At 43.6% G+C, this 10,856-nt stretch carries 10 protein-coding genes and 1 pseudogene; 7 read left to right on the plus strand and 4 right to left on the minus strand.

Annotated elements, in window-relative coordinates; genetic code table 11:
* From hutH to hutI, 3 genes are all read left to right on the plus strand, one after another.
* Positions 1-1,563 carry a histidine ammonia-lyase gene (gene hutH, locus AC0J5Y_RS09570; RefSeq protein ID WP_475130471.1) on the plus strand — a complete coding sequence of 521 codons (1,563 nt, stop codon included), beginning with the start codon at positions 1-3 and terminating at the stop codon, positions 1,561-1,563.
* Between the two features lie 183 nt (positions 1,564-1,746).
* Positions 1,747-2,790, plus strand: a complete 1,044-nt coding sequence (hutG, locus tag AC0J5Y_RS09575; protein WP_475130472.1) for a formimidoylglutamase — start codon at positions 1,747-1,749, stop codon at positions 2,788-2,790.
* A 77-nt stretch (positions 2,791-2,867) separates the two neighbouring features.
* Positions 2,868-4,187 (plus strand): imidazolonepropionase, encoded by a 1,320-nt coding sequence (hutI, locus tag AC0J5Y_RS09580; protein ID WP_475130473.1) that lies wholly within the window; start codon positions 2,868-2,870, stop codon positions 4,185-4,187.
* Positions 4,188-4,314: 127 nt separating this feature from the next.
* Here the strand turns inward: hutI and gdhA are convergent, their stop codons facing one another.
* A complete protein-coding gene (gene gdhA / locus AC0J5Y_RS09585; RefSeq protein WP_475130474.1) occupies positions 4,315-5,661 on the minus strand; it encodes an NADP-specific glutamate dehydrogenase in 1,347 nt (448 codons plus the stop codon).
* A gap of 396 nt (positions 5,662-6,057) precedes the next feature.
* Here gdhA and AC0J5Y_RS09590 point away from each other — a divergent pair, with 396 nt between their 5' ends.
* Positions 6,058-6,327 (plus strand): roadblock/LC7 domain-containing protein, encoded by a 270-nt coding sequence (locus tag AC0J5Y_RS09590; RefSeq protein WP_475130475.1) that lies wholly within the window; start codon positions 6,058-6,060, stop codon positions 6,325-6,327.
* A gap of 238 nt (positions 6,328-6,565) precedes the next feature.
* Here AC0J5Y_RS09590 and AC0J5Y_RS09595 read toward each other — a convergent pair whose 3' ends face one another.
* A complete protein-coding gene (locus AC0J5Y_RS09595; protein WP_475130476.1) occupies positions 6,566-7,129 on the minus strand; it encodes a GNAT family N-acetyltransferase in 564 nt (187 codons plus the stop codon).
* 219 nt (positions 7,130-7,348) lie between these two features.
* On the opposite strand from AC0J5Y_RS09595, the pseudogene AC0J5Y_RS09600 reads away from it, so the two are divergent.
* Both AC0J5Y_RS09600 and AC0J5Y_RS09605 read left to right on the plus strand, forming a co-directional pair.
* Positions 7,349-8,017: pseudogene (locus AC0J5Y_RS09600) on the plus strand (DsbA family oxidoreductase).
* A gap of 28 nt (positions 8,018-8,045) precedes the next feature.
* A complete protein-coding gene (locus AC0J5Y_RS09605) occupies positions 8,046-8,354 on the plus strand; it encodes a DUF2164 domain-containing protein (RefSeq protein ID WP_475130477.1) in 309 nt (102 codons plus the stop codon).
* Positions 8,355-8,511: 157 nt separating this feature from the next.
* Here AC0J5Y_RS09605 and AC0J5Y_RS09610 read toward each other — a convergent pair whose 3' ends face one another.
* Complete coding sequence (locus AC0J5Y_RS09610; RefSeq protein ID WP_475132147.1) at positions 8,512-9,621, minus strand: S-(hydroxymethyl)glutathione dehydrogenase/class III alcohol dehydrogenase; 1,110 nt, start codon at positions 9,619-9,621, stop codon at positions 8,512-8,514.
* 211 nt (positions 9,622-9,832) lie between these two features.
* Here AC0J5Y_RS09610 and AC0J5Y_RS09615 point away from each other — a divergent pair, with 211 nt between their 5' ends.
* Positions 9,833-10,699 (plus strand): LysR family transcriptional regulator, encoded by an 867-nt coding sequence (locus tag AC0J5Y_RS09615; protein WP_475130478.1) that lies wholly within the window; start codon positions 9,833-9,835, stop codon positions 10,697-10,699.
* On the opposite strand, the gene AC0J5Y_RS09620 is transcribed toward AC0J5Y_RS09615, so the two are convergent.
* Positions 10,696-10,848: a DUF4031 domain-containing protein gene (locus tag AC0J5Y_RS09620; RefSeq protein ID WP_475130479.1), complete on the minus strand. Its 153-nt coding sequence runs from the start codon at positions 10,846-10,848 to the stop codon at positions 10,696-10,698. The two genes, AC0J5Y_RS09615 and AC0J5Y_RS09620, sit on opposite strands and share 4 nt — an antisense overlap.
* Positions 10,849-10,856: the final 8 nt, after the last annotated feature.

Below are 10,856 nucleotides of genomic sequence, written 5' to 3' on the forward strand. Positions count from 1 at the left end.
ATGACTACTATAAAAGAACTAACCCTACAGCCACGTCAGCTTAGCTTTGAGATACTACGCGATATCTATGAGCAGCCCGTCAGATTGACCTTGCCTGATAGCGCTTATGAGGCAATAGATGCCTCACACGAAGATGTACAAACGATTATCCGCCGTGATAAAAGCGCTTATGGTATCAATACCGGTTTTGGTCTGTTGGCGAAGACGCGTATCAGTGATGACCAGCTTGAACTGCTTCAGCGTAACTTGATCGTCTCTCACTCGGTGGGCACGGGTGAAGCGTTGCCAGACAATGTGGTGCGATTGATCATGGTGATGAAAGTTGCCAGCTTAGCACAAGGTGTGTCTGGCGTACGTCGAGAGGTGGTTAATAGCTTACTTGGTTTAATTAATAATCAAATCACGCCCAATATCCCAGCCAAAGGCTCCGTTGGCGCGTCTGGTGATCTAGCACCTTTATCGCATATGACGCTTGCGATGATGGGTGAAGGTCACGTCTATGTCGCTGGTAAAAAAGTACTCGCCGCTGATGCTTTAGCACAGCATGGTCTTGAGCCAATCACCCTTGCGGCAAAAGAAGGTCTTGCCCTGATTAATGGCACTCAAGTATCCACCGCACTGGCACTACGTGGTTATTTCCTAGCACGTGATTTGCTTGAGACGGCAACCATCGTCGGCTCACTGTCTATCGATGCGGCTAAAGGCTCAGATGCGCCGTTTGATGCTCGTATTCATGACGTACGTGGTCACCATGGTCAAATTGAAATCGCCAAAGCACATCGTCAATTGATTAAAGGCAGTGCCATTCGCGCCTCGCATGATGGCGAGCAAGACGACAGAGTACAAGATCCTTACTGCCTGCGTTGCCAGCCACAAGTGATGGGCGCATGCCTTGATATCATCAACCAAGCGGGCAAAACGTTATTAATCGAATCAAACGCGGTAACTGATAACCCACTTATCTTCAATAATGAAGATGGTCCGGTCGCTATATCAGGCGGTAACTTTCATGCTGAACCCGTCGCCTTTGCTGCTGATATTTTAGCCCTAGCCATTGCCGAGATTGGCTCTATGTCTGAGCGCCGTGTGGCTTTGCTGATCGATGCGACTTTATCAGGTGGCTTGCCGCCATTCTTAGTGGATAATGCTGGGGTAAACTCAGGCTTTATGATTGCTCATGTAACCGCCGCAGCGCTGGCATCTGAAAATAAGTCCATTGCCCACCCCGGCAGTGTTGATAGTATTCCAACTTCTGCCAACCAAGAAGATCATGTGTCAATGGCGACTTATTGCGCACGTCGCCTCTATGAGATGGCACAAAATACTGCCACCATTATCGGGATTGAGCTATTAGCCGCTGGTCAAGGTATCGACTTCCATCGCGGATTAGAGACCTCAGAACCTTTGACTGTGGCACATCAGAAACTACGCGAGCAAGTGACTTTTTATGATAAAGACCGTTACCTAGCCCCTGATATTGAAGCAGCCAAACAGCTGGTATTAGCTGGCACGCTTGCTGAGCATTGGCAAGAACTGCGCCGCGATTGGTACGAATCAAAATAAAGAGTCGGTAAGTTTATATAGTCGATCCATTTTAAAAAGGTTACTGTTCTGCTGGTGTGAATTTTATGAAGCATCTGTCACGCTTGCGAACAGCCAGCGAAGAAAATTTATACCAGTAGAACACCATTAACGTATACATCATTTTTATTCTGGATTAACTATATTAGAAAAAGGAGGTCTTTGATGACCATCGCAATGGTTAACCATACTGTCGCCGATATGAACCGATGGATAGGACGCGCAGAGCCGTTTGAGACAGCTCGCGCTCGCTATTGGTATCAGTTGGCTCAGCCTTATGCTTTTGATGGTATAAGCCAGCGTATTGGTTTGATCGGTTTTGCTTGTGACCAAGGTGTCAGGCGCAATCAAGGACGTGTGGGCGCAAGAGCTGCACCGCCATTGATTCGTCAGGCGTTTGCTGCATTGCCAGTCATCGCTGAGCTACAGCAGCGCTTTGACAATCAACTGACAACTCTATTAGGTGATGCGGGTAATATTCATTGTCATGACAACGACGGTTTTGCCGAGAGTACACTTGAGCAAGCTCAGAGCAAATATGCCGATAAGGTAAGCCAGATTATCAAGCAAGGCGGCTTACCCATCGGTCTTGGCGGTGGTCATGCTATTGCTTATGGTAGCTTTTTAGGTTTGTGGCAAGCTCTACAGCAGATAGACAGTAATAGTGATACAGATGCGCCGCCGCGTATTGGCATTATCAACTTTGATGCTCATCTTGATATTCGTCAGTCTGATGTCGCCACCTCAGGTACGCCATTTCGACAAATTGCAGAACACCTTGATGAGCAAGGTCAGCCATTTAATTATTGCTGTATTGGCGTCAGTCGTTTCTCTAATACCGCTGCGCTCTTTGATCGTGCTGAGCAATTGGGCGTGCACATTATCAGTGATGAAGACTGCCATCATCAGCCGTGGGATATGCTCGCCCAGCAAATCGATGCATTTATTAGTAAAGTCGATGTGCTCTATATGACCATTGATATGGATTGCCTGCCATCGAGTGTTGTCCCTGGCGTCAGTGCGCCAGCCGCTTATGGCATTGAGCTCAGTTTTGTTGAGCGCGCCGTCAAACTTATTATGGCGTCTGGTAAAGTAAAAGTAGCTGACATTGCTGAGATTAACCCTACTTTTGATATTGATTCGCGTAGCTGCAAAGTTGCTGCTCGTCTTTTGGCGACTATTATTGAGCAGCATTTACTGAATTTATAGATAAAGGCTTACAAGCTTAACTTTAGAAATGAATTTTATATATTTACCTGATTATCAGTATTAAGCAGGAGCTTATTATGAACAACTCTAGCGAACAGATACTTGACGCCTCTATCAATCTTACGGATGCTATGGATGTTTTAACTGCGTTTGACCATATTATTATCAATGCCAATCTTGCGACGTTTTCAGCGCACTATGGTTTTAATATTTATGAAAAAGAAGATGCTGATAGCATCCCATACGGTCAGTTAGAGAATGCAGCTATCGGTATCAAAGGCAGCAAAATTGCATGGATTGGGGCGCATACGCAAATAACACCCTATCTCACCCATTATCAGCGTCAGCAAATCACTGACGCTGATGGTCATTGGATAACGCCTGGATTGATAGATTGCCATACTCATATCGTCTATGGCGGCAACCGCAGCAATGAGTTTGAAGCGCGTCTGCATGGTGCCAGTTATCAAGACATTGCTGCTCAAGGTGGCGGTATTGTCGCCACGGTCAGTGCCACCCGCGCGGCCAGTATTGAAGCGCTATTTATCCAAAGTGAAAAACGCTTGCTTGCTCTCATTAAAGAAGGCGTCACCAGTATCGAAATCAAATCGGGTTATGGTTTGAACCTAGAAACTGAGCGTAAAATGCTCACCGTTGCGCGCCAACTGGGCGAAAAACACAATATTCATGTGAGCACGACTTATCTGGCTGCCCATGCCCTACCAGCTGAGTACAAAGCCCGTGCCGATGACTACATTGAACAAGTCTGCGCATGGCTGCCTATCTTACATGCAGAAGGCTTGGTCGATGCAGTCGATGGCTTTTGTGAAAGCATTGCCTTTAGTGCCGAACAAATCAAACGGGTTTTTGAAGTCGCACGCTCATTAAACTTACCAGTCAAACTGCATTCTGAGCAGTTATCTGACATAGGCGGTAGTGCGTTGGTTGCAGAATATAAAGGGCTATCAAGTGACCATCTCGAGCACTTATCAGAAGACGATATCAAAAAAATGGCCGCCAGCAATACGGTTGCAGTGCTATTACCCGGCGCGTTTTATACCTTGCGGGATACCAAGTTGCCACCGATTAGAGAGCTGCGTAAGCATCAAGTACCGATGGCCGTTTCGACAGATTGCAACCCTGGCACTTCCCCATTAACGTCGTTGTTATTAGCAATGAATATGGGCTGTACCCTATTTTATATGACCCCTGAAGAAGTATTGGCAGGGGCAACAGTTCATGCAGCTCAAGCGTTAGGTCTAGCTGATAAAGGGCGTGTAGAAGTTGGCTGTGATGCAGACTTGGCACTTTGGGATATCACTCGCCCTGCTGATTTAGCCTATCAAATGGGGCTAAATCCTATTAAAGGTATTATGATCAAAGGTGCATGGCGTTAAACTTTACCACTCGTGTTTGACCACGCTCTTTTAAATCCTAAAAAGCCCCAATCAATCAATGACTAGGGCTTTTTGGTTTATGAAAAGAATTTATGACATTAACAACTTAATGATCTATAAACCACTCTTAGTTCAAGATACCATAAGCAACTAGGGCATCGGCAACACGTTTAAAGCCGACGATATTAGCGCCAGTCATATAATCGATATAACCTTTATCAGTTTGATGGTATTTTTCTGAGGCTTCAGCAGCGTCGTCATGAATATTTTTCATAATAACTTTTAAACGCGCATCAATCTCTTCAAAAGTTTTGTACTGACGTACTGAGTTCTGTGACATCTCAAGACCAGATACGGCAACGCCTCCTGCATTTGCCGCTTTACCTGGAGCATAGTGCACACGGTGCAAACGGATATGATCAATGGCTTCTGCAGTCAATGGCATATTAGCACCTTCAACCACGTACTTAATGCCGTTCTCAACCATCAGCTTAGCGTCGTCTTCATTCACTTCGTTTTGCGTGGCTGATGGGATAGCGATATCGCCTTTGATATGCCAAGGCTTTTGTCCAGCGAACCATTCACCGCCATAGACCGCAACGTAATCTGCTAATGGTTGGCTTTTTGCTTTTTGCGATTTTAACCAGTTGATTTTTTCTTGATTTAGACCCGCCCCATCATACAAGGTACCTTGCGAATCAGATACGGTGACCACAACACCGCCCAGCATATGAGCTTTTTCAGCAGCATGTAGAGAGACGTTACCCGCGCCTGAAACCAGTACTCGCTTACCGTCTATGTGTTCGTTTTGAGCCGTTAGCATATTTTCTAAGAAGTAAACCGCGCCATAGCCCGTCGCTTCCGTACGCATCAAACTGCCACCGAACCCTACGCCTTTACCAGTCAATACACCGCCGTATTCGCGGGTCAGGTTTTTATACATGGCAAACATATAGCTGATTTCGCGTCCGCTAACACCGATATCACCAGCCGGTACGTCTGTATCTTTATTGATATAGGGATGCAGCTCACGCATGAAAGCATAGCAAAAACGACGGATTTCGTTGTCTGACTTGCCCTTTGGATCAAAATCAGAACCGCCTTTAGCGCCGCCCATTGGCAAACCGGTCAAGGCATTTTTAAAAATTTGCTCAAAACCTAAGAATTTTAACACCGATTGATTGACGGTTGGGTGAAATCTAATACCACCTTTATAAGGTCCTAACGCGTTACTAAATTGAACACGCCAGCCGCGATTAACCTGTACTACACCTTTATCGTTTTCCCAGTTGATACGAAAACCCATCACGCGGTCAGGCTCAACCAAGCGCTCGAAAACTTTGAAAGCATCATATTCAGGATGAGAGTCATATAGTGGCGCAATCGTGATTGCAACTTCTTTTACTGCCTGAATAAACTCAGGTTGATGGGCATAACGTGCTTCGATTTTTTCGATTGCCTGACTGATACTCATATAAGTTCCTTAAGGTAGAAATTGAAATCATGCTGATCTACATCGACGCTTTATCGTATGCCCGCAAACGATAGGATGGTAAGCGCAGAAGTGGAATTGATGTCGCTACTATACGCTATTTGGTATAACAACTGGTGGGATTAGAATCCAACGGTTTGGGTCTCTAAATTAAGATAAATAAGTCCAGACTATTTTTATCTCATAACTGTATATCATTTTTTTGATGTACACGTCTAGTAAATATCAGCATCATCAAAAGTTATGGATAAGTTGTTATCATTAAAATATCTGAAAATAGTGCGTAGTAAAAACTTAATAATTAAAAAAAGGTGATTAGTTTAGAAAGCTTTAGACAACTGAAGCGAATATTGAAGCATTTGTCTTTAACAATGAATAATGATTTCATTAGCACTATCAAAAGACGTCGATGAAGAGCGCATTCGAGCTATGCAGCTTTTATTGTCACTGGGTGATCGTATTGGTCGCGAATTGGCTCGTGGTAGCACCGACCGTATTATGATTCAAGGTGTGAAAAACTATGTAATCATGACTTCATCAGGTTATAAGACTGCAATGAATATTAGGGCTAAACTGAATGCCAAACTTGGCTTAATATTCTTAGATATTGAATGTGCTTTGGAGGCATTGATGGAATTAATGGGCTAAGTGGTGTTAAAGAACCATCAACGCTGTTTGATACCTCATCTGGCTATCAATCGCTTTATCAATAACACTTTAAATGAAAATAGGCACCTTGTCTTATAAAAATTATTTAAGGCATTGCACACTGTTTATATGCAATGACTCGTTAGTACATTTAAATAATGGAAATAGCCATTCACAATGAGATGGTAATACATTAAGGCCTTCTCTTCTGATGTGGCAACGCTCATTCTAAAGCTACTCAAACTGCCTGCCACTGCTGCCAAGTAATCTTATATAGCACATGTTCAGCGAGTAAGTGATTTGCCTCAAGTGCAGGATGATAGAAATTGTTTTGCGTATCAGTCATCCTGATACGCTTCATAAGCAGTTGAGAGCGTTTATTAATCACAGCAGTAAATGCAACCACCTCCTCAAGCGCTAGCTCGCTGAAAGCAAAATCTAAAGACGCACGAGCAGCTTCAGTTGCATAGCCTCGTCCCCAAAAATCCTTACGCAGTCGCCAAGCAATCTCAACACAGGGCGCAAAATACATATCAGCATGCGTCTGATTTAAACCAACAAAACCAATAAAAGCATCGTTTTTGTTTGAACCCTCTTTTAAACTGAGCGCCCAAAACCCCCAACCATTATCTGCAATCAGCTGCTGGCATTTATTCGCAATAATATCGCTCACTTTAGCTGATAAAAGCTTGGGGAAATACTTCATCACCTCTGGATCGGCATTCATAGCAGCAAATATTGCAAAATCGCTTGCTTGCCACTGTCTAAGATAAAGACGCTCTGTTTCTATATAAGGTTTCATTTGGTACTCTATAAAACTCATTAAATCGCCATAATCAATAGTTGGCTTGTGATTATGGCTGGTATTTATCATTAGCAACTTATCCGCCATTGTAATCATCTAGCCTTTATCTTAGTATCGCTTAATAAGTATACTGATTACAGTCAGCTTCAGGTAAGAAAGCTTACTTCAAATGGTACTTCATTAGATAAAAAACAGACAATAAATTAGGTAAAACATATGGAAAAATCAGGGCAGTTAATATCAGAGCAGCCACTACGCATCGATATCATATCAGACGTCGTCTGCCCTTGGTGTGTCGTCGGCTATCGCCAACTGGCAGCCGCACTAGAGCAGACCAATACTGACCATGAAATACACTGGCATCCGTTTGAGCTAAATCCTAATATGCCAAGTGAGGGTCAAAACATGCGTGAGCATATCATGGAAAAATACGGCTCAAGCAAAGCCGAGTCAGATGCTAGCCGTGCCAGAATTGCCGAGGCAGGTTCTGATGTGGGCTTTGAGTTTAACTTTAATGATGACCTGCGTATGCACAACACCTTTAATCTGCATCAGCTTTTGCACGGGGCTGAGCAGCAAGGGCGCATGCATGAGTTAAAGCAGGCATTATTTAGCGCACACTTTACCGATAACAGAAACCTCTCTGATATCACGGTACTTGCTGATATCGCTGCAGAGATTGGGTTAGATGGTAAAGAAGCGTTGACGGTTTTAGAGGACCAGCGGTTTGCCAATGATGTACGTGAGGTAGAGCAGCATTGGTAGAGGCAAGGTATCCAAAGCGTCCCTGCAATCATTTTTAATGAGCAGCACTTGGTTAGTGGCGCGCAAGGCGTGAACAATTATATCAATATTTTAGAGCAGCTATCCAATATGAAAGAGTAAATTAAGATTTTTTAGTAGGACCATTTGTATGAATAAAAATAAACCAATCACCCTATCAGACGAGACTGAGATTCTTATCTTAGATCAACTGCCGGTTTATATGAATGATGAATTTGATATCGATATTGGCAATTTGCCCGCTAAATTCTTATTGGAGTTTATCATCGAAAATGTAGGTCCGCATTTTTATAATCAAGTAGTCGATGATATGGAGCCATGGCTATATAGTCAGGGAAAAGCAATATCGATACATAACATACTGCTGATATCAATTTTTCTTGCTTGCTGTGCCTACGCAGACAGAGGCTGCAAAAAATTTATACCAGCAGTACCGTAGCGTTTTTAAGGTATTTTAACTATACCAGAGGTTTACGGGGATGTTAGAAGATATGCATAGCTTTAAAAAAGACTAAAAGATAGACCAAAAAATGCCGCCCCTATGATAGGAGCGGCTTTTTCGTATTCTATAGCGCTAATTTTATAACTGCTACCAGTTAAAAATGAATAACTGTACGAATACTCTCGCCTTTATGCATCAAGTCAAAGGCTTCATTGATGTCCTCTAATGGCATCGTATGAGTGATAAAGTCATTTAATGGAATATCACCTTGCATATAACGATCAACATAGCCGGGCAGCTCTGAGCGGCCTTTAACCCCGCCAAATGCTGAGCCTTTCCAGACTCGACCAGTCACTAGCTGGAATGGACGGGTTGAGATTTCTTGACCGGCACCAGCAACACCGATGATGACTGACTCACCCCAACCTTTATGACAGCACTCAAGCGCTGAGCGCATAACATCGACATTACCGATACATTCAAATGAGTAGTCAACACCGCCATCCGTCATCTCAACGATGACCTCTTGAATAGGCTTGTCATAGTCTTTAGAGTTGATGCAATCAGTTGCGCCAAGCTTTTTGGCGAGCTCAAATTTATCTTCGTTAATATCAATGCCGATAATACGACTGGCTTTTGCCATTTTTGCACCGAGGATAGCTGCTAAGCCAATACCACCAAGACCGAAAACAGCAACCGTTGCGCCCTCTTCAACCTTAGCGGTATTCATGACTGCGCCCAGACCAGTGGTGACACCGCACCCTAGCAAGCAAACTTTTTCTAATGGTGCATTGGCGTCAACTTTGGCTAAAGAGATCTCTGGCAATACTGTATATTCAGAGAAGGTTGAGCAACCCATATAATGGTAAATTGGCTGACCATCTTTATAAAAACGGGTGGTGCCATCTGGCATTAAGCCTTTACCTTGAGTCTCACGCACCGCCGAGCATAAGTTGGTTTTACCTGAAGTACAAAACTTACATTTACCGCACTCTGCAGTGTATAAAGGAATGACATGATCGCCAACTTGCACGCTGGTCACGCCTTCGCCGATTTGCTCAACGATACCGCCACCTTCATGACCTAAAATCGCTGGGAATACACCTTCTGGGTCTTCACCAGATAAGGTAAACGCATCAGTATGGCAGACGCCACTGGCAATGATTTTAACCAATACTTCGCCTTTACGTGGCAACATGACATCCACTTCTTCAATCGATAATGGCTGATTAGGACCCCAAGCAATGGCGGCTTTTGATTTAATAAATTTGTCTGACATAAAAGTCTCTCCTTTTAATGATTGAATTTTAATAGATCTCTTGCATAAGTCATTGCTAGCCCTTGATACTCTGTTAGCGGAGGTCAATAAAACGGTACTTTTGCAAGAGGTCTAATAGTGTGATTATTTTATATTACTTCCCTGCTAATGATAATATAGCATATTTGCAAATATCTTTTACACAGTGGTAATAATTATGAAGTGGGATGGTATCAGTGAGTTTGTCTACGTGGCAGAATTTGAGAGCTTTACTAAAGCGGCGGCAAAGCTTGTCATCTCGACAGCGCAAGTGAGTCGGCAAGTCACTGCATTGGAAAAGCGGCTCAATACCAAACTGCTGTATCGAACCACTCGTAAAGTGTCGCTAACAGAAGAAGGGAGGGTGTTTTATCAGCATTGCCGCAGCATCCTTGATGGACTCGATGCCGCAGAGCAAGCGGTCAGTAATTTGCAGTCAAAACCGCAAGGTCGAATCAAGCTGACAGCTCCTGTCACCTATGGAGAGCAGCAGCTATTGCCACTGATAAATGATTTTATGGTGCAATATAGTGATATCGAAGTGACGGCTTTTTTGAGCAATCAGAAGATTGATTTGATTGAAGGTGGTTATGATTTGGCAATACGTATCGGTAAGCTGAGCGACTCTACGATGATGGCCAAAAAACTCAGTCACCGTACCAACTTTGTCTGTGCATCGCCCGCTTATTTTGAGAAATATGGTCGCCCAAAAACCTTGGATGAACTCAGTCAACACAGCTGCTTATTAGGGACACTTGATTATTGGCATTTTAAAGAAGCGGATACAGAGCGCAATATACGCGTGAGCGGTAAAATACGGTATAACAGCGGTTATAGCTTGGTTGATGCGGCATTAAAGGGGCTTGGCATCGTACAATTGCCAGATTACTATGTGCAAAAATACCTAGAAACTGGGCGTCTAATGACGATATTGGACGAATATAGAGAGCAAGAAGAAGGAATATGGGCAGTATACCCTCGCAACCGTCACTTATCGCCAAAAATTAGATTGCTGGTAGATTATTTGGCAAAACGCTTAGCCTAGGGCGTGCCCTCTATCAAAAAATATGTCTCAAAGAAAAACGCTGCTCTGAAAAGCGAGATCGCATGCAGTTCTTGTAACGTATCGGCCAACATATGACACCACTGATAACCTTTGAAGGTTATTCTCACAAAATCCACGTATATGGCCATTTTACTAT

The sequence above is a fragment of the Psychrobacter sp. TS_SC_6 genome (genome assembly GCF_056156305.1).

Excerpts from the sequence above, each read along its gene's own strand:
- hutH (WP_475130471.1), top strand. The coding sequence starts at position 1 with ATGACTACTATAAAAGAACTAACCCTACAGCCACGTCAGCTTAGCTTT.
- hutG (WP_475130472.1), top strand. The coding sequence starts at position 1,747 with ATGACCATCGCAATGGTTAACCATACTGTCGCCGATATGAACCGATGG.
- hutI (WP_475130473.1), top strand. The coding sequence starts at position 2,868 with ATGAACAACTCTAGCGAACAGATACTTGACGCCTCTATCAATCTTACG.
- gdhA (WP_475130474.1), bottom strand. The coding sequence starts at position 5,661 with ATGAGTATCAGTCAGGCAATCGAAAAAATCGAAGCACGTTATGCCCAT.
- AC0J5Y_RS09590 (WP_475130475.1), top strand. The coding sequence starts at position 6,058 with ATGATTTCATTAGCACTATCAAAAGACGTCGATGAAGAGCGCATTCGA.
- AC0J5Y_RS09595 (WP_475130476.1), bottom strand. The coding sequence starts at position 7,129 with ATGAAACCTTATATAGAAACAGAGCGTCTTTATCTTAGACAGTGGCAA.
- AC0J5Y_RS09605 (WP_475130477.1), top strand. The coding sequence starts at position 8,046 with ATGAATAAAAATAAACCAATCACCCTATCAGACGAGACTGAGATTCTT.
- AC0J5Y_RS09615 (WP_475130478.1), top strand. The coding sequence starts at position 9,833 with ATGAAGTGGGATGGTATCAGTGAGTTTGTCTACGTGGCAGAATTTGAG.
- AC0J5Y_RS09620 (WP_475130479.1), bottom strand. The coding sequence starts at position 10,848 with ATGGCCATATACGTGGATTTTGTGAGAATAACCTTCAAAGGTTATCAG.